This is a genomic window from Terriglobales bacterium, from assembly GCA_035454605.1.
GTDB lineage: Bacteria > Acidobacteriota > Terriglobia > Terriglobales > Acidobacteriaceae > DATMAB01.
The window spans coordinates 1-19,312 of the sequence record DATIGQ010000039.1; the positions used below are offsets into that span (position 1 = coordinate 1).

15 protein-coding genes are annotated in these 19,312 nt (G+C 64.3%); 11 read left to right on the forward strand and 4 right to left on the reverse strand.

The annotated features are described in order from the left end of the window. Positions 1-145 precede the first annotated feature (145 nt). The 6 genes from VLE48_02675 to VLE48_02700 all read left to right on the forward strand — a co-directional run bounded on the left by VLE48_02675 (position 146) and on the right by VLE48_02700 (position 8,900). On the forward strand, positions 146-3,094 hold the full coding sequence (locus tag VLE48_02675) for a CHAT domain-containing protein (GenBank protein HSA91888.1): 2,949 nt from the start codon (positions 146-148) through the stop codon (positions 3,092-3,094). Positions 3,095-3,284: 190 nt separating this feature from the next. Then, on the forward strand, positions 3,285-4,289 hold the full coding sequence (locus VLE48_02680; GenBank protein HSA91889.1) for a hypothetical protein: 1,005 nt from the start codon (positions 3,285-3,287) through the stop codon (positions 4,287-4,289). Between the two features lie 361 nt (positions 4,290-4,650). After that, the gene (locus VLE48_02685) at positions 4,651-5,499 is read left to right on the forward strand and encodes a hypothetical protein (protein ID HSA91890.1); all 849 of its coding nucleotides are present in this window, start codon (positions 4,651-4,653) and stop codon (positions 5,497-5,499) included. Positions 5,500-5,663: 164 nt separating this feature from the next. Beyond that, positions 5,664-6,590 (forward strand): hypothetical protein, encoded by a 927-nt coding sequence (locus VLE48_02690; protein ID HSA91891.1) that lies wholly within the window; start codon positions 5,664-5,666, stop codon positions 6,588-6,590. 25 nt (positions 6,591-6,615) lie between these two features. Beyond that, the gene (locus tag VLE48_02695; GenBank protein ID HSA91892.1) at positions 6,616-7,542 is read left to right on the forward strand and encodes a right-handed parallel beta-helix repeat-containing protein; all 927 of its coding nucleotides are present in this window, start codon (positions 6,616-6,618) and stop codon (positions 7,540-7,542) included. A 278-nt stretch (positions 7,543-7,820) separates the two neighbouring features. After that, positions 7,821-8,900: a hypothetical protein gene (locus VLE48_02700; GenBank protein ID HSA91893.1), complete on the forward strand. Its 1,080-nt coding sequence runs from the start codon at positions 7,821-7,823 to the stop codon at positions 8,898-8,900. 106 nt (positions 8,901-9,006) lie between these two features. Here the strand turns inward: VLE48_02700 and VLE48_02705 are convergent, their stop codons facing one another. After that, positions 9,007-10,221: an alpha/beta fold hydrolase gene (locus VLE48_02705; GenBank protein HSA91894.1), complete on the reverse strand. Its 1,215-nt coding sequence runs from the start codon at positions 10,219-10,221 to the stop codon at positions 9,007-9,009. 6 nt (positions 10,222-10,227) lie between these two features. Then, complete coding sequence (locus tag VLE48_02710) at positions 10,228-13,188, reverse strand: AAA family ATPase (GenBank protein ID HSA91895.1); 2,961 nt, start codon at positions 13,186-13,188, stop codon at positions 10,228-10,230. Positions 13,189-13,458: 270 nt separating this feature from the next. Between VLE48_02710 and VLE48_02715 the strand changes: the two genes are divergently transcribed. From VLE48_02715 to VLE48_02725, 3 genes are read left to right on the forward strand one after another with little or no spacing between them, the layout of a single operon-like run. Beyond that, positions 13,459-13,797, forward strand: coding sequence for a DUF4242 domain-containing protein (locus VLE48_02715; GenBank protein ID HSA91896.1), 339 nt, complete (start codon positions 13,459-13,461; stop codon positions 13,795-13,797). Between the two features lie 13 nt (positions 13,798-13,810). After that, positions 13,811-15,208, forward strand: coding sequence for a selenium-binding family protein (locus VLE48_02720; protein ID HSA91897.1), 1,398 nt, complete (start codon positions 13,811-13,813; stop codon positions 15,206-15,208). A 5-nt stretch (positions 15,209-15,213) separates the two neighbouring features. Continuing rightward, entirely contained in the window at positions 15,214-15,861 is a 648-nt protein-coding gene (locus tag VLE48_02725) for a hypothetical protein (GenBank protein HSA91898.1), read from the forward strand. A gap of 40 nt (positions 15,862-15,901) precedes the next feature. Here the strand turns inward: VLE48_02725 and VLE48_02730 are convergent, their stop codons facing one another. After that, positions 15,902-16,825, reverse strand: coding sequence for a M23 family metallopeptidase (locus tag VLE48_02730; GenBank protein ID HSA91899.1), 924 nt, complete (start codon positions 16,823-16,825; stop codon positions 15,902-15,904). 334 nt (positions 16,826-17,159) lie between these two features. Here VLE48_02730 and thiL point away from each other — a divergent pair, with 334 nt between their 5' ends. Together thiL and VLE48_02740 are read left to right on the forward strand one after the other, a co-directional pair. Continuing rightward, the gene (gene thiL / locus VLE48_02735) at positions 17,160-18,110 is read left to right on the forward strand and encodes a thiamine-phosphate kinase (protein ID HSA91900.1); all 951 of its coding nucleotides are present in this window, start codon (positions 17,160-17,162) and stop codon (positions 18,108-18,110) included. Between the two features lie 86 nt (positions 18,111-18,196). Continuing rightward, positions 18,197-18,808, forward strand: coding sequence for a phospholipase D-like domain-containing protein (locus VLE48_02740; GenBank protein ID HSA91901.1), 612 nt, complete (start codon positions 18,197-18,199; stop codon positions 18,806-18,808). Between the two features lie 29 nt (positions 18,809-18,837). Here VLE48_02740 and VLE48_02745 read toward each other — a convergent pair. Then, the coding region (locus tag VLE48_02745) for a hypothetical protein (protein ID HSA91902.1) at positions 18,838-19,312 on the reverse strand (475 nt) is incomplete at its 5' end.

A 19,312-nucleotide genomic window follows, 5' to 3' on the forward strand; every position in this document is an offset into this window, starting at 1 on the left:
CCCGACGGTCAGCGCTACCACGCTGGTTTCGTACTGCGGTAGCGTTGCTCACCCACGCTGGCACTCAGCGGTACCGGGAAGTGAGCTGGACATGCGAAGGCTCTCAACCCGAAGGCAAGGCAGCGTTGGTCTTGACCAACAGCTCATGACGCGAGGCCTCTCCCTCGTGCTGTTTGCGCTGCTGCTGACCTGCACCACGGTCCTGGCCCAGGGCGGTCCGACAACCGGGACTACCGACCAGGTTACGGAGCGGGCCCGACAGCTCTACAGCGAGCAGGGGCCGCGAGCGGCGCTGCCCGAATTCGAGCGCGCGCTCGAACTCTATCGCCAGGAAGGCAATCGCCTGGGAGAAGCGATCGTCCTCGGCCTGATCGGCAACTGTCACAAGCGGTTCGGCGACTTCCCGAAGGCGCTGGACTACTTGAACCGCGCGTTGGCGATGAAGCGGGAACTGGGCGACCGCTTGGAAGAAGGCAAGACGCTGAGTCATCTTGGGCTGGTGTACTGGGAGATGGGCGACTACCCGCGCGCCATCGAACAACTGACGGGCAGCATCGCCATCGCGCGCGAGGCTGGAAGCAAGCAGCTCGAGGGTTCCGCGCTCAACAACCTCAGCCTGGTGTACGACGAGCTGGGAAACTACCGGAAGTCGCTCGAACAGTATCAGCGCGTCCTGGAACTGTATCGCGGGACGGACTTCGCCCGCGGGGAGAGCGACACGCTGGGCAACATCGGCGGAGTTTACCTGCTGTTGGGCCAATACCGCGAGGCGATGCGCTACTACCAGCAGGCCCTGGCCATCAGCGAGCGGCTGAATCTGAAGCCTTCGGCAAGCCAGGACCTGGGAAACATCGCGCTCTGCCACGTTGGGCTGGGGCAGGTGAAGGAGGCCCTGCACGCCTTCGACCGGGCTCTCGTACTGGCTCGGGAGGCAGGGCTTACCAAAGAAGAGGCGGATTGGCGTAAGGGAAAGGGCTCGGCGCTGGTGCGCACCGGCCAATACACCCAGGCGCTGGAAGAGTACCGGGCGGCGCTCGATGCCTACGAGCACGCCGGCCTGAAGCGGGAACTGGTCGAGGCGCTCCAGGACCTGGGATCGCTGCAGTTGCTCCTGGGCGACCTGGGATCGAGCGAAAACCAGTTCCGCAAGGCGATCGCGGTGGCACGCGAGCTGAAGCACACGCGCGGCGTCACCCACAACCTGATCGCGCTGGGACAACTGGAGTTTCGCCGCTCCCGTTATGAGCAGGCCGCCGCCCTCTTCGGCGAGGCGCTGACGCAGGCGCGAGACGCCGGCGACCGGGAGGCGGAGGCGCGCAGCTCGGTGCAACTGGCGCTCACGCTTCGCACGCAGGGCCGGCTGGAGGAAGCGCTGGCGGAAGGCCGGCGAGCCCTTGAAACCGCGCGCGGGAGCGGGGCGCGTCCGTTCGAGGCAGAGGCACGACTGGCTCTGGGGGAAGTCGAGCGACGGCGGGAGCAGTGGCAGGAGGCGCTGGCCCACTACGCTTCCGCCGCCGAAATGGCGGAGGCGCTGGGCGATCCTGAACTGAGCTGGCGGGCCGCTTATGGCCGCGGACTGTCGCTGGAAGCCACCGGGCAAGACGAGGAGGCGGTTGCCGCCCTGAAGAAGGCGGTGACGGTCATCGAATCCGTGAGGGGAAGGTTGCGCGAGGAGCGCTTCCGGGCGGGCTATATCGAAGACAAGTACCAGGTGTATCTCACCCTGGTCCGCCTGCTGCTCAAGCTGAACCGGCTGGATGACGCGTTTTCCTATTCGGAGCGCCTGCGCTCCCAGAGTTACCTCGACCTGATGTACCGCGGGCCCACCCTGGCCGCGGGCACGGGGAGAGAAAACGAGGAAGCGGAGTTGCGCGAGCGCATCCGGCAATTGCAGCGGGCCCTGGAAAAAGAACAGCTTCAGGCGGCGCCGCAACAACGTTCCCAGGCCCTGGAGTTGTTCTCCAGCGAACTGGCCGCAGCCGAACGCGCCTATCAGGAGCTGCTGGACGACCTGCGCAGCCGCCACCCGGACTCGGCCGCGGCCCGCGCGCTGGCCCTGCCTTCCAGGGATGAGATCCAGCGATCGCTCCCGCCGGCGACCGCTTTGATCGAATACGTGACTTCCGACGAAGCGGTGGCCATTTTCGTGGTAACCCGGACCGGCCTGAGAGCGACCACTGTGCCACTTGGGGGCGCGGATCTGCGCGCCAAGGTGGAACTGTTGCGGGAACTCATTCAGCGCACGCAGTCGCGCGACTGGGAAAGGCCGGCGGCCAGTCTTCGGCAGAGCCTCATCCAGCCGTTGGAGGACGCCGGGTGGCTGGAAGGAGTGAACCGCCTCTACCTGGTGCCGCACCGCATCCTGCACTACCTTCCGTTTGCGGCCTTGCCGGGCGGCACCGAAGAAAAGCCGCGCTTCCTAATGGAAGACTACAAGCTGGCCTACCTGCCCTCGGCTTCGGCGCTGACGTTCGCGCGTAGCCGGGCAGCGAACGGACGCCGCCTGCTTTCCCTGGCGCCGGCCATCGCCCGGCTGCGCTATGCCCGGCAGGAGGCGCGGGACATCGCCCGGTTCTTTCCCGACGGGAGCCTGGTGGTGACCGGCACGCGCGCCACCGAGTCCGCCTTCAAGAGGCACGCCGCCGAGTACGAAGTGCTGCACCTTGCGACCCACGGACACTTCAACAAGTTCGCGCCTCTGCTCTCGGGCGTGGAACTGGAAGCCAGCGGCGAGGACGATGGACGCCTGGAGGTGCACGAGATTCTGGGCATGCGGCTGAAGGCCGATCTGGTAACTCTGAGCGCCTGCGAAACCGCCCTGGGCACGGGCTATTTTGCGGAAGTGCCGGCGGGGGACGATTTTGTGGGCCTGACCCGTGCCTTCCTGTTTGCGGGCAGTCCCTCAGTCCTGGCCACGCTGTGGGAGGTCAACGACCGTTCAACCTCCAATCTGATGCGCAGCTTCTACCGCCAGATGGAGCACGAGGACAAGGCCACTGCGCTGGCCTCCAGCCAACGCGAGATGCGCACCGGAACCCGCTACCGGCACCCGTACTATTGGGCCCCGTTTGTGCTGGTGGGGAGCATAGAATGACGAACTCTTTCCCCGGAAAAACCGACGGCGCGTCCGTGTAAGTGCAGCAAGGTCCTGCTTCAGAGACCCGCTGGCCGCTCCCTGCGGCCACCGGGCGGAGGGAAACACCATGGGTGGCGTGGACAAGGTGGGCGGTCTCCTAGCTTTACCGATTCTTCTGTTCTGCGTGGTTGCGACGGCCGGCAGCCTCATGCCTGCCGCGGCCCAGACCATCCAAGTCAGCTCCGCCAATCCTCCGGCGGCCGAGCAGGGCACGGTCAACCTTAATGTCAGCATCAAGGGTAAGGGTTTCAAAAACGGGGCGGTGGCCACCTTCCTGGTGACCGGCAACGAAATCGATAGCGGGGGCGTAACGGTGAACACCACGACTTTCGTCAGCCCCAGCCAACTGGTTGCCAACATTGACGTTGCCGAAGGGGCCACCATATCCAAGTTCGACGTCAAGGTGCGCAACTCCGATGGCCGCACCGGCAAGGGCACGGAACTGTTCAGCGTGGTCGCCAAGGGCGAGCTGGGCGCAAAGAAGGCGGGGGGTGGTGATTCGTCACTGGCCCTGGTGGCCACCTTCCGGGACGCTCGGGATCCCGATACCAACCAGATCACCGACGAGATCACCAGCGACAACAGCTCCCCCTACAAGCACGGTGTGGATGGTCAGGTGACACTGGGCAAGGCTGACGTGGGACGCTTCCGGCTGGACCTGGGGACGTTCAATTCCAACCTGCGGCAGATCAACATTGATCTGAGCGCGTGTGGCGCCCCCTGCGACTACATGGACGGACCACTGGTTGGTTTCCTGCAGAGCGGTTCGGAGTTCATTCCCGCTCAGTGGGATGAGAACGGAAACATCATCGGCTGGACTACGTCAGGGGATATCGCGCTGAACCTGCGGACCATGAAAATCGCAGACGGGGTGCGGTATGCGCATGTGTATGCAAATTTGGCCAGCGACGGAAGGGCTGGGCGGCGATTCAACTTTTCGCGGCCCGAGCACATTCATGAGGCCTGGCGTTGCAACGACATGCGGGCCGAACCCGCGAAGGTGGTTTGCACGGCCGAAGATGGCAATGGGACCTGTGTCGGCTGGGAAGTGAGCGGTCGGAAAGGCTGTTTCCGAAAATCCGAGGGCAAAACCTGGACGACCGAATTCGTAGAGGGCGTTGAATTCCAGGTGACCCTGGTTCCGGCTCCCTAGGGAGAGGCAGGGCCGGGCGCAAACCGTAACCGTGATGAAAGACCCAATTACAAGAACGAGACTCAGCGCTGGGGACGCCAGCATTTCCGCAAGCAACGGCCTGCGCGCTCCCTGGCGCAACTTCCTGAGGTTTTGCGAAGAACTGCAGCATGGAGAAATTGAGAACTTGAAGATCCAGGACGGGTTGCCAGTCCTGGCGGAGGTAACCAAGAAGAAAGTCAGGTTTACCTCGTAAACGAAACCGGATTTCGCTTCGGCTGACTGAAGCACTCAGAGGCCGTCGGCGCGGGCACTGCCCGACCGGCGGCCTTTTCTTTGGCGTTCGAGAAAAAGCAAACACGGGACAAGGAGGAAATCGGTCATGAACAAGACCACGAGGTTAGCTGATGGTCGGCAAAGATGGGAAGTAACGGCGATGGGATTCGGCGTCGTTCCAAAGCGTTTAGGCGCGCTCCTGCTGCTGTTGACGTTGGTGGCGGGATTCGGGCTCACGGCCTCTGCCTTCCAGAAGAAGGGAGGCGGTGGTAGCACGGGACCACTGTACCTGCTGGCCACTTTCCTCAACGCCGGGAACGAGATCACCAGCGACAGCCGCTCGGCCTCCTACCTTCACGGAGTGGATGGCCAGGTAACGCTGGGCAAGCCCGGCGCCGGACGCTTCCGCCTGGACCTGGGAAAGCTGAATCCAAACGGGCGTGTGATCAACATTGACCTGAGCGCCTGCGGCGCGAGCTGCGACAACATCAACGGCCCAGAGGTTGCCTTCCTGCAGAGCGGCTCGGAGTTCTTTCCGCCGCGGGATGCAGACGGAAATATCACCCGGGATACCGACGGAAATATCATCGGCGACTGGACGACGTCGGGTGAGACCGCACTCGACATCCGGAGCATGAGGATGTCGCAGGGCGAGCGCTATGCCCACCTCTATGCCCACTTGACAGCCGACAGCGGAGGCTTCAGCCGCAGGTTCATCTATTCGAGGCCCGAGCACGTGCTTGAAGTGTGGCGATGCAACGACGTGCGCGCGGAACCCGCGAAGGTGGTATGCACCGCCGAAGCCGGCACCGGGGCTAGAGCGACCTGTGCCCGCTGGGAAATCAGCGGTAAGAACGGCTGTTTCCGGAAGTCGCAGGACAGCCTGAACAGAACCTGGTCCACCACCTACCTGGAAGACGTTGGATTGCAGGTCACGCTGGTTCCGGCTCCTTAGGGGACAGGCAGAGGCTCAGGGCGGCAATGCCGGTGGCCTGGGCTTGTACTACATGACCGTCGATGGAAATCGCGCTGCAGCAGTAGGTGGCCTGGGTGGGTAAGTGCCGCGCCGTGTCGGAAATTCACAGGGCCGATTGGCCCGGAAAGAGAAGGAACACTCCCATGAATTCAAGGCGATTCTGTATCCTGCTGGTACTGGCCCAACTGGCGCTGGTTTCATCTGGCGCGGCCCAAACCACACAAACCATCACCCTGATGAGCGGCAACGGCAGTATAGGTTCCGGCGACCCGGCAGTGGAGTACTCACTGGACGACGGCGTTACCTGGCCCGGCCATGCCTGCATCGTCAACAAGCATCCAAACTATTCAGGACCGATCGCCGGTACCAACTACATTAATTGGAGCTGCAGTTTCCTGAGCTCGGGTCCATTCGGCGACTCGGTGCGATACCGCATCCCTTTCACCCTGCCGGTGGACTACTCCAACCCCAGCTTCACCATCGACGTGCACGCCGACAACGTAGCCACCATCCTGCTCAACGCCTGTAACGTTGGACAACAGACGTTCGCTGAGGTTGTCGCCAACTTTCAGGACCCTGCGGAACAATTCTCGACCACCCAAACCAGCTGCTTCCTGCCGGGCTTGAACTATCTCTATGTCGATTTGCACAACTTCAGCAGCGCTGTGGCCCTCGACTTCAAGGCCACTGTGGTCGTAACGGTAGAGACTGCGGTTCTCATCGACATCAAGCCGGGCAGCTTCCCCAACAACATCGGCTGCAACAGCCGCGGGGTCATACCTCTCGCCATCCTCTCCACGGAGGAATTCGATGCCACGACCGTGGATCCCAGCACCGTGGAACTCAATGGGGTTAAGGCCAAGGTAGTGGGAAAGAAGGGCCAAAGCATGTGCCATCTGGAGGACGTGGACAGCGACGGTGACACGGATATGGTCTGCCACATTCCCACCATCGATTTCCTGATGGACGGCTGCGACATCAGCGAAACCGCGATTTTGCGGGCCCAAACCTCGGCAGGAGAACACGTGGTCGGCCAGGACACGGTACGCATCGTCCCGGAAACTGAATAAACGGAGATGGAAGAGGAAAATAGCCATGAAAAAACCACGCTCTCGCTTTGCACTGCTGCTGCTCTTTTCTTCTCTGCTGTCTGTCCAGCCTGCCGTGGCAGGCGTAACCAGCGTCAACTGCGACGATCCGAAAAAGAACTCCATCAATGCAGCGCTGGCATTGCTCAATCCGGCAGTGCCCAACACTCTGCAGGTCTCAGGAACGTGTAACGAAGACGTGGTCGTGGTCAGTTTCCAACGGCTCACCATGGCCGGGAACCCCGCCGCAACCATCCATGGAAGCCTCCAAGCCATCGATTCGCCAGGTTTCACGATAAGAGACTTCACCGTGACCGCTACCGGCAGCCTCGCGCTCGTATGCGGCATTGATTCCACCTGCTTCCTAACCAACGTTACCGTGGAGGATGCCACCTCGGTGGGATTCTTCGTGACCGACCGGAGCAAGGCCACCCTCAACGGCGGGACCATCAGAAACAACCCTGGGCGGGGCGTGTTGGTTATCGGCGCCTCCGAACTGACCCTCTTGGGCGGGGTCATCGAAAACAACGGCGCGTCCGGGATTGTGGTCGAGGAGCACAGCTTCCTCAACGCCGGCCTGGGGTCAAGCCTCATCTCTCCCGTGATTCACAACAATGTCGGCAATGGGATTCGGGCAGCGGTCAACTCGACCGTCCGGATCAGCTCCTCCACGGTCAGTGGAAACGGGCTGGACGGGCTGCGGTTGGAAACCGGTTCGGTGGGACGCCTGGAGAACTCCAGCATTACGGGGAACACCGGGCACGGTATCCGCATCGGGGACCAGTCGCTGGCCTGGTTTCGCACCGCCACAACGGTGAGCGGAAACAATCCCGACCAGGTCACATGCGACGGCCAGTTTGCCGTCACCAGAGGATTTGCTAACGCTACCGGTGCTACCACCAACTGCTCCGCCGAGCCCGCGCCATTACCGTGAACACAGGGGCTTGGACGATGACGGGAACGAACGCGTGCGTGAGTATCCCCTTCGGCGATGCAGCAACCGACCTGGGTCTGTACGACATGACCTTCTCGATGGACATCGCGCTGCAGCAATAAGAGTTCTGGCCGCGGGTAGGCCGCGAGGCAGCCCTGCGGTCTCTCGTCGGTGCAAGTGTTAAGATGGGCTCCGCGGACGCCCGGTCCGTGGAGCGCCGCTCTCTTTGGCCTGTAATCCTTCATCCTCCGACCCTCACCTAAGAACAGGAAGCCACCATGCGCCGGCGGCGTAGGCTGATCATCGCGCTGGCGGTGCTGCTGGTGGTGGCAGCGCTGGCGGCGGTAGTGGTGATGCGGAAGAAGGCGCCGCCAGAATCCGTGCAACTGCTGCCGGATGCGGAGGCGGTGGTGCATGTGAACTTTCGCCTGATGCGGCGGTTGGGGGCGATGGAAGGGTTCTCGGAGTCGGTCCCGGAAGAAGAGTACAAGACCTTCGTGCAGGCGACGGGAATCCGCTTCGAGCGCGACCTGGACGAGATGTCGATAGCGGTGCACGCGCCCGCGGCGCCCCCAGCGCGGACCGGGGCGACGACGGGCGACAACAAAGGCGCCCGCGGAAGAGGCACGCGTCCAGAGGAAGCCGTGGCGGCGGAAGCAGAAGGGGAGACTCGCTTCTCGCACGTGTTCGTCGGGCGCTACGATTCGGCGAAGCTGGCCGCCTACCTGAAGAAGCTGGCGGTGGCCTCGGAGAAGTATCGCGACCTCGAGATCCTGCTGATCCCCAGCGAGGAACGCACGGTGCGGGCCGCCATCCTGGGCGTGGACACGGTGGCGGTGTCGAATGCGGAGAGCGGGCAGCCCATCCGCGACATCATCGACCACTATAAGGCGAGAGCGGCCCCGTACGCGGGGCCGGCGCTGGTGCGCGAGTACTACCCTAGAGTGCCGCGCGGGAGCCTGGTGTGGGCGATGGCCCGCTGGAGCGAGGGGAAGCAACCGGTGGCGCTGGGCGGGCCGCTCGAATTGACGCTGCCGGCAGGCGTCGCCTGGGTGGGATCGCTGCGCTTCCTGCTGGGCGATGTGCAGTTGCGGGTGGAAGCGCATGCGGGAAGCGAGGTCGAAGCCCGGCAAGTGAGCGACCAGCTCACCAACCTGCTGACGCTCTACCGCAACCTGTGGGGGGCGCAAGTCGCCGATCCCGATTTGCAGGCGCTGATCCAGAGCGTCGAGGTGCGGCAGGAGCAGCAACGCGCCGTCGTGACCGCGTCGCTCTCACAGGCTCTGCTGAAGAAAGCCCTGGGCGAACCGGCAGCTCCGCCGGCGCCGGCAGTGGAGGAGAAGCCGGCGGGGAAGTAAACCAGTTCTCAGTCCTCAGGTCTCAGTCCTCAGTCCTCGGTCCTCAGTCCTCAGTCCTCAGTCCCCAGTCCTCAGTCCTCAGAAAGCGCGACGAACCCAGTCGCTCTCAGGATTCAGTTTCCCAGCCCAAAAACGCGCCGAGTTCTTGGAGGAAGAGGGGCCAGGCAGGCTCAGCAGGCAGGACGAGATGGTTGCGTCCGGGCAGAGGGACGAGGCGGGCGCCGGGGATGGAAGCCGCGAGCAAGCGTCCTTCGGCGAAGGGTACGGCATTCTCGTGCTCGCAGTGTAGGACGATGGCGGGCACGCGGACCTGCGGCAGGAGGTCCACGACCTGAATGTGGCCGGCTTCGGTCATCAGGCGGACGGCGTTCTCCGGAGAAGCTGTGACGCGCTGCAGGTCGCTGAACCATTGCGCCTGTTCAGGAGTGGCCTCGGGCATGAAGTGGGCGGTCCAAAGCTGGCGGAAAGCGAGATTGTCCGTGCCCCAGCCGAGGCGCGTCAGGGTCATCATGGCGTCGCGGCGCTCAATCTCCTCCGGAGAGCCGCGGTGCATCCAGCCACGGGCGAAGGCGCCATAGAGAACCAGGTGGCTGACCTTTCCGGGATGACGGGCGGCGTAGGCACAGGCCACAGCGCCTCCCTGGGAAATGCCTAACAGGGCAAAGCGTTCCAGGCCGGCTGCGTTCACCACCGTTTCCAGGTCGCGCACCCAGGATTCGAAGGAAAGGTCTTCGGCGCTCCAATCGGAGAGTCCGTTGCCGCGCTCGTCATAGCGGACGACGGTGTGATGGCGGACGAGTTCGCTGATCCAGTGACTCCAGATGGGGCTTTGCCATTCGAACTCGAGATGGTTGAGCCAGTTGGCCGCCTTCACCAGCGGCGCTCCCGAGCCCACGGTGGAATAGGCGATGCGCACGCCATCGGGCGCGGTGCAAAAACGGATTTCCTGGCGAACCGGGAGCGGAACCGCCGAGGGCGCCGCCGGGGCGGGGGTCCGCTCGTCGGCCACCTCTTCTACTTCGGCCACGAAGCGATAACCCACGCGGGGAACGGTCTCGATATAGGCCTGGCCGGTGGCTCCTTCTCCCAAGGCTTTGCGCAGCACGGAGATGTTGTGGTTCAGGTTGTTCTCTTCCACGACGGAATCGGGCCAGACGGCCTTGATGAGCTCGTCCTTGGTGAGCAAGCGGCCGTGATTCTCCACCAGCAGAGCGAGGGTGTCGAACACCTTGGCGCGCAGGGGAATGGAGTCGGCGCCGCGCAGAAGCTGGCGCTCGGGAACGTCGAGACGAAAAGGACCGAACTGATAAGCGGCGGGCATGTTCCTTCAGGTCGTGGGACGCTCGCGAACCGGAGACACTGCAGCCGGAACGCGCTCGTCCAGCAATTCGCGAGCGGCGCGCAGGTCCGGCGTATCGAAGCCTTCCTTGAACCAGCCCAACACCTCGGCCAGCGAAGCATTCGCCTCGGAATTGCGGAGCAGACGGGCGAGGCTGGTGGCCGCACGCAGCTCGAGCGCGCGAGAGCCCTGCCGGCGCGCCACTTCCAGCGCCTGGCGGAAGCGCGCCTCCGGCTCTCCCGGCATGCCTGAGGCCAGCGCCAACTCGCCCTGCAAGCGTACGAGCTCGGCCTCATAGAAGAAGCTGCGCGCCGCCTCCGCCAGAGCCCGGCCCTCTGCGAGAGCCTGCGCCGCCGTCTTGAACCTGCCGGCTTGCATGGCAGCCTCGGCCAACAGGCCGAGGAAGTAGGGGCGGTCCAACTCCACTCCGGCAGCGCGGCAGATTTCCATGCCGCGATGGATTTCCGCGAGACCCTCTTCACCGCTTCCCAGCATGGCGCGCGCCCATCCGCGCACCACGGTAGCGAGGCCCAAAGGATAAGGAAAGCCATACTCGGAGGCGAGGGAGACCGCGGCGTCAGCCCACTCTTTAGCTAGAGACGGCTCACGGCGCAATTGGCGCAAGTGCGCCGCCTGGGCACGAGCGTGGGTCAGGCTGAACAGAAAAGCAGGATCGGCCGCGAGGAGGAGCGCTTTTTCAGCGCGCTGCAATGCCTGGTCGGAATAGCCCAAGAACCAGAGCGCAAGAGCCGCCCAGTCGTGGCAGGCCACGGTCGTGCTCTCACTGATGGCTGCGGGAATAGAGGAATAGGGATCGCCCAGGGAGACACCGTGATCTGCGTGCTCCAGCGCGGCTTCGAAGACTCCCTGGTGGTAAAACGAACAGGCCAGCAGCTCATGGGATTCGGTGGGTGTGTGCCGCTCGCCGGAAGGCTGCCGGGCAACGTGTTGTTCGAGCAAAGCCTGGGACTGGCGGTATTGCCCGCGCAGTTCGAACATGCCCGCCAGCCAAAAGACAGCCGGGTAGCACCCCGGAATGTCCTCCTCCATGCCAAGTTCATGGGCGCGGCGAAGGACCGATTCCGCTTCGCGGTCACCCCAGCCACGCGTGAAAGCCAAAGCAGGTCCCAAGGCGGCCAGCACCTCGAGTTCCGCGCGGCGGCGTTCTGGCAGGTCGGGGAGACGGCGCACCATCGCGAGCGCTTCCTGCAAGTGGGCGATGGCTTCGCGGAACGCACTGCGACTGAAAGCGTTCTCCGCCGCGACCTGGTGATAGTGCATGGCGCGCCGCGCATCGCGCCCTTCGGTGAAATGCTCAGCGAGTTCCGCGGCCCGCTCGTGGGCGCGTGAGCCGAGAGCCGCTTCCATACGTTCACCGATCAACTGGTGCAGGCGAACGCGGCGGCCGGCGGGAACGCGCTGATACAACGTTGCCTGATACAGGCTGTGGCGGAAGGTGAAGGCGGCGGCCACCGTGCCGTCCTGCCATTCCTCGACGCCGGCAGAGCGCAAGAAAGCGCCGCGGCGGGCCAGAGCCGCACACCGGGCCTCGGCTACTTCGGCAGGCAGTTCAAGCGCGGCGGAGACGGCGGCGGCCGAGAAGGACATGCCGGAAACGCTGGCGGCAGCAAGGACCTCGCGGTCCCCGGGCTCGAGCGCCGCCAGCTGCTGCTCGATGAGTTGGCGCAAGCTTTCCGGCACGCCGGAAGCGAGCTCGTCCAAGCTGGTCTTCAGACGCCATCCGCCGTCTGACTCCACCACCGCTCCCTGGGCGACCCAGAAATCCAGCAGGGTGCCCACGAACAGAGGATTCCCCTCGGTACGCTGATGCAGGAGATGCGCCAATCCTTGAGGAAGGCTGGAGCCGGGGAGGCGGGCACCCAGGTACTGCGCGACAGCCGCTTCGGTGAGCATGGCCGGAGCCAGGGTTCGACAGAAACCACGAGCCTTCATATCCTCCACCGCCGCGTGCAGAGGGTGATCGGCGGCGGCCGCCTCCGCCGGGCGGAAGGTGGCGATCAGCATGAGGGGCGCCGGTTCGGGGCGCCGTGCGAGGCGGAGCAGCAGGTCCAGCGAAGAGTAATCGGCCCAGTGAAGATCCTCGAACACCAGCACCAGGGGCCGGACGGCGGCAAGGGCTTCCAGGACTTCCACTCCCTGGCGCAACATGCGCTCGCGGTTGGCGCCGACTGATCGCTTCTGCAGGGCTTCGGCCTCTCCCGCGCCCACCAACCAGGGCATCTGCAGCAGCCAGTTGGGAGCGTGGCGCTCGAGCAGAGCGACCACTTGCGCAGCCTCGGGACCGCGGCACAGCCGCCCCAGCGCCTCCAGCACCGGCATATACGGCTCGCCTTCGCCATGGTGATCGAGGCACTGGCCGTAGGCGATCCAAGGGCTCTTCTTCTCCGCAGCCTGTTCGAGGAAAGCGTCCACGAGCGTGGTCTTGCCGAGGCCGGCATCCCCGGCGATGCAAACGACTCGACGCGAACCCGAAAGAGCCTCGTCCAGCCACTGATGAAGCTGGCGGAGTTCGAGATCGCGCTCGAGGAATACGGGTGGCGCCGCCTGCAAACGAGGCCGTGCCGGGGGCGCGAAAGACGGAACTGTTTGCGGCGCGGCGGTCGCCGGTCGAACCTCCGCCACGAAGCGATAGCCGATCCGCGGCACGGTTTCGACATACACCTGGCCGGTCGCCTTCTCGCCCAACGCCTTCCGCAGCACGGAGATGTTGTGGTTCAGGTTGTTCTCTTCCACCACCGCGTCAGGCCAGACGGCTTGCATGAGCTCGTCCTTAGAGAGCAGGCGACCCTGGTTCTGAACCAATACGGCCAGAGTGTCAAAAACCTTGGCGCGCAGAGGGATGGGGTCGGCGCCCCGCAGAAGCTGGCGCTCGCGGATATCGAGGCGGAAGGGCCCGAACTCGTAGATCCGGCTGGACATGCCGGTCATTTCAGATTCACCCCACAGCACTCAGGGCTCGCGGATCTGCTCACCCGGGGATGGTCAGATATCGACAGAAGCTCCGCAACCGATTGGTGCGCCAACAGTTAGCCCATTCCAGAAAAAACTCAGGAAAGTTACACGCCAGCTAAAGGACGCCACAGGCCAACCTGGGGCCTAATCGGTCGCGTGGTTCGTGCTCACGCTGACCGGGACATTGTAGTCCGGCGGATAGCGAGGGCGAAACCGAAACTGAAGAAGCCGAGGAGGAGCAAGGCCGTGCCGAAATACGTCATCGAACGGGAAATCAAAGGGGTGGGCGAGCTTTCGAGCGCCGAACTCCAGTCAATCTCCCAGCATTCCTGCGAGGTCATCGACCAACTGGGACGAAGCATCCAGTGGGTGACGAGCTACGTGACCGACCACAAGCTGTATTGCATCTATATCGCCCCGGACGCCGAAGCCATCCGGGAGCATGCCCAGCGCGGCGGATTTCCGGCCAACCGGATCTCGGAGGTGCGCAACATCATCGACCCCACCACGGCCGAGAGCAGGGGAAACGTTCAGGCTGCCTTCGAAAACGCACTCGAGGACGCCCTAACCGAAACCAGGAACTGAGGAGGAGACATTCATGAACTGGAAACCTGACCAGACCTTTTATCCCTCGCCCAAGATGGCGATGGAAGCAGTGCCGGAGAAGTTGGGCTACCTGGCCCAGATGGATCCGGCACGCAAGCGCCCGGACGCGCTAGCGGTAGTAGACCTGGATCCCGAATCCAAGAGCTACGGGCAGATTCTCAGCCAGCTGGACATGCCCAACGCGGGCGACGAGCTGCATCACTTCGGTTGGAACGCGTGCAGCTCCTGCTTGTGCCCGTCTTCGCCGCATCCGCACATGGAGCGGCGCTACCTGGTGGTGCCGGGCCTGCGCTCGTCGCGCATCCACATTGTGGACACCAAGCCCGACCCCAAGAACCCGAAGCTGGCAAAAGTGATCGAGCCGGAAGAGGTCTTGAAGAAGACCGGCTACAGCCGCGCGCACACCTCGCACTGCGGTCCCGACGGCATCTACATGAACGCGCTGGGGTCGGCGGAGGGCAAGGGGCCGGGCGGCATCTTCATGCTGGACGCCGAAAACTTCGACATCAAAGGACGATGGGAGAAGGATCGCGGCCCGCAGCACCTGGCGTACGACTTTTGGTGGCACCTGGGACACGACACCATGATCACCAGCGAGTGGGGCACGCCCGACATGGTGGAGAATGGCGTGATTCCCGAGCTGCTGATGGGCGGGAAATACGGCCACGCTCTGCACGTGTGGGACCTGCGTCGCCGCACCCACCAGCAGGTGCTCGACCTGGGCGCCGAGCAGCAGATGGTGCTGGAGCTGCGTCCGGCGCACGACCCGACCGAAACCTACGGATTCGTGGGCGTCGTGACCTCGCTCAAGGACCTTTCGGCTTCGGTCTGGCTGTGGTACCGCGAAGGGTCGAACGGCAACGGGCAGTGGAAGATCCGCAAGGTGATCGAGATCCCCGCTGAGCCGGCCGCCGCCGAGGATCTGCCCCCACTGCTGAAGGGATTCGGCGCCGTGCCGCCGCTGGTGACCGACATCAACCTGTCGCTCGACGACCGCTTCCTTTACGTCTCCTGCTGGGGCACCGGGGAGCTGTTGCAGTACGACGTCTCGGATCCCTTCAATCCGGTGAAGACCGGCTCGGTGCGGATCGGCGGCATCGTGAAGCGCGCAGCGCATCCCGCGCAGCCCAAGAAGGCGCTGAACGGCGGACCGCAGATGGTGGAGTTGAGCCGGGACGGCAAGCGTGTCTACCTGACCAACTCGCTGTATGCCAGCTGGGACGAGCAGTTCTATCCCGACGGCATCCGCGGCTGGATGGTGAAGCTGGACGTGGGCAAGCAGGGCGGCATGGAACTGGACAAGCGGTTCCTGCTGGAAACCGACCTGCGCCCGCACCAGGTGCACCTGGAGGGCGGCGACGCTTCCTCCGATTCCTACTGCTTCTCGTGAGGTGGATGATGACGGACGGTGTGACCATGACGTGGACGGGGCTGCTGCTGCTGGGCGCGTTCCACGGAGTGAACCCGGGCATGGGGTGGCTGTTCGCGGTGGCGCTGGGCATGCAGGAAAAGCGCCGCCGCGCGGTGTGGCGAGCCATGCTCCCGCTGGGCGTGGGGCACGGGCTGGCCATCGTGGCCGCCCTGCTGGTGGCCGCCGCGCTGGGACGCATGCTGCCGCTGGAGGTCCTACGCTGGATGGTGGCAGGCGTGTTGCTCACGCTGGGCATCTACCGGCTGTTCCGTCATCGGCATCCGCGCTGGGTGGGCATGAAGGTGGACATGAAGGACCTGACCGTATGGTCGTTCCTCATGGCCACCGCCCACGGCGCCGGGCTGATGGTGCTGCCGCTGTTCCTGGGGATCGCGGCGCACCAAGCCGGCGGACATGCGCATCACGCCATGCAGGCGGCGAACTCCGGCGTGATGACCGGACTGATGGTGACGCTGGTGCACGGCGCAGGCTACCTGGTGGTCACGGCCCTGGCCGCAGCCGTGGTGTTCGAGAAGCTGGGCGTCGGCCTCTTGCGCAAGGCGTGGTTCAACCTGGACGTGGTGTGGGCAGCAACGCTGATCGCTACGGCGGGTCTGACACTGGCATTCTGACCGCTGGGAGCGGCGAAAGAGTCTAAACCGTGAGCGGCAGCTACGAGCCCGAGTCCCCAGTGCCGACCGAGGAGTGGGCAAGGGTGGTGCGCAGGTACTTGTAAGGATTGACCGGGGCGTCGAGGATGCGGACCTCGTAATGCACGTGGGGACCGGTAGAGCGGCCACTGAGCCCAACGTAGCCAATGACATCGCCGCGGCGCACGCTTTGCCCGGGAATGACGGCGAAGCCCGACATGTGCCCGAAGCGGGTGGAGATGTTGTTGCCGTGCATCAGCACCACCATGCGGCCGTACCCGGCCATGGTGTCGGCGAACAGCACGATGCCGGCAGCCGGCGCCACTACCGGGCATCCGTAGCAGGAAGAGATGTCGACGCCGCTGTGGAAGGCTCCCTCGCCATTGAACGGGTCGCGACGCTCGCCGAAAGAGCCGGTCACACGGCCCTCCACCGGCCAAAGGTGCGGCGCGGCGGCGAGCTGAAGCCAGTCTGCAACCGTGGCTCCGCCCCGCGGACCGAAATTGAAGCCGATGGCCAGAGAGGTGGCGCCACTCATGGCTGAAGTCTTGAGCTGGTAGAGGCGGTCGAGCGAGGTGGCGAACTGCTCATCGGTGAACTCGGGCCCGGAAGGCTCGGTGAGCACAGGGTCGGTCTTCAGTCCGTAAAGCACTGAAACCTCGCTGGCCAGGGAACCCAAGGAGGCTACCTGCAACTCCTTCTCCTGGGCCACGCGCTCCAGCTTTTCGTAGCGGCTTTCGAGCGCCTGCTTCTCGGTCCGCAACTGGTTGAAGCGCGCCACCTTCATCACCATGCGGGTGTAGGAACCGGCCATTCCGGTGACGGTGAACATGCCGATAAGGGCACCGGCCAGGAACACGTAGAGATAATGAAGGGGAATAGGAATCTTCTTCAGTTCGCCGTCCGAGTCGCGGGTTACCAGCAGGATGTATAAACGCTTCCGCAAAAGGTACTTCTCCCGTTAAGGACTCGTCTTCGAGGATTGCGGAGGGACCGCCCTTCACTTCCGCCGGCGGCGCTTCCGCGTCTCCTGGAAGCTCCACGAGCAGGTTCGGTGGGCTTCCGTCTTTGGACCAAACGTTGGCCGTTCCTGGGCTTTGGGAACGGCGGGGCAAGGCTAACAAGGCGGCCAATCGGTGTCAACAACGAAGTGCAGAAAACTTCCCTAGACCCAAGACCTTAGGGGAGTTAGTACCAGTGGACGGTCGGCCAGCGGCAGGCCGGCCGGGTGGCCATTCCGAGACATGCTGCCGAGGTTACCTCTTACTTATAATGGGCGCTTGCCGCTCACAGAAAAATTCCTGATCGAGCGCATTCGCCGTCGCAGCAGCCTGCGCGGGCGTGGCGCCGGAATCCTCCAGGGCATTGGGGACGACTGCGCGCGGTTGCGGATCCCGTCCGGCTTTGAAACCCTGGTCACGACCGACCTTTCGGTGGAGGGCGTGCACTTCCGGCGGGACTGGCATCCGCCGGAGTCGGTGGGGCACCGCTGTCTGACGCGAGGATTGAGCGACATAGCCGCCATGGGTGGCGAGCCGGTCGGGGCCTTCCTATCCCTCGGCCTACCGCCGAAGCTGCCACAGTCCTGGGTGGACCGCTTCCTGGAGGGCCTGCTTCGCCTGGCACGCCGGTTCGGCGTAAGGCTGGCCGGCGGGGATACGTCTGAGTCGCCTCGCGGGGTGGTTTGCGACATCGTGCTGGTCGGACAGGTGCCAAGAGGACGGGCGATTCTGCGGTCGAGAGCGCGCCCGGGCGACTCCCTCTATGTGACCGGGGAACTGGGCCGGGCGGCGGCTGTGCTGGACCAGCTTCGCCGCGGCAGCTTCCACGGGAAACCGCGCTCGAAAGCGGCCGCGGCACATTTCTTCCCTTCGCCACGGCTTGAGATCGGCCTGGTGTTGAGGCAGTGGCGGCTGGCCACGGCCATGATCGATGTGAGCGACGGGCTCTCGACCGACCTGGAGCACCTGTGCCGGGAGAGCGGGATCGGGGCGGTGGTGGCGGCAGAGAGCATTCCGCGGCCTGAGGTCAGGGCTGGTCTGGACTTCGCTTTGCATGGCGGCGACGATTACGAACTGCTGTTCACCTCCCGCCGGCCGGTGCCGAAGAGAATCGCGGGCGTTCCGGTGACGCGCATCGGGGAGGTTGTCTCCGGAGGGAAGATATGGCTGGCCGATGGCCAGGGACGGCGCAAAGCGCTGAAGCCGAAGGGGTGGGAACACTTCCGGTAGTTTCCAGTCTCTAGTTTCGAGTTTCCGGAGAAAAGCTGACCACCGAGGACACGAAGGTTTCACCAAGGAGGCGGCAGAGGGTCGGAATGGCGAGCAGAAAGTCGAGTTCCGTCGTAGCGGTGCTGGCGATTCTGGCCCTGGGCGCGTACAGCTATCACCAACTCCGGTTGGAGCGGCAGGCGCGGCCGCTGGATGAGGCGCGGCCCGGACAGGTCCTGAGTGAGAATCATTTCTCGCCCGGCGAGAACCTGGAGCGGCTGGACCTGGACCGACTGCAAAGCGCCCGGCAGAGCCTGGATATCGCCATGTACGCCTTTACCGACAAGTACATCGCGGAAACGCTGGCCGGACTGGCAGAGCGCGGGGTGCGCATCCGGCTGTATCGTGACCGCTCGCAGTACCAGCAGGAACAGGAAAACGCGGCGCGTTACCGCGATGCCTCGACCACCGACCTGCTGCGCGGGCAGGCGAACATCCAGATCCGCGTCAAGGCCAGCGGCCGCCGCAACCTTATGCACCTGAAATCCTACCTGGTGGACGGCGCGCTCTTGCGCGACGGCAGCGCCAACTGGTCCGCTGCCGGGCTGAAACGCCAGGACAACAACGCCCATTTCACCAACGATCCTGCCCAGGTGCGCGCCTTCCAACAGGCGTTCGAGGCCATGTGGGAGGCGGAGGCAAATGAGATCGTGCAGTGAGGCAGGAGCCGGGCGGCAGCAGGCAGGTTTCAGCCGCAGGCTTCGCGAATCTCCTTCCACGCCGCTTTGAAGCGGCCGCGCTCCTGGGAACCGTCCTTGAAGTGGAGTCCATAGCTGCCCTGAGCGCCGTTGCCGTCGAGGCGTTCGAGCACCAGGCTACCTCGCTCCGCAGTCTCACAAGCGTTGGGCTTCGGGCAGCGCACCGCGTCGCCCGCCGCCCGCGGTCCCAGGTCGAAGTGACGCGGCTGGGTCAACGGAGCTTGCGGTAAGTCCCCGTACAGCGTGATGAAGAGCCGGGCGGAGTTCTTCCCCGGATTCGGCACCTTGGTAAGCGTGATTTGGAGCGCGGGGCCGTCGGTGGGACCGCAAGCGTGGCGGATGGTGGCGAAAGGATAGTTGGCCTGGGCGCCTCCGCGCTGGGCGAAGGCCGCAGTTTGCAACAGCAGCCAGGCCAGAAACGCAATACGAAGGCGCATGCTTCCTCCCCCTGGTGCTGGAACGTCC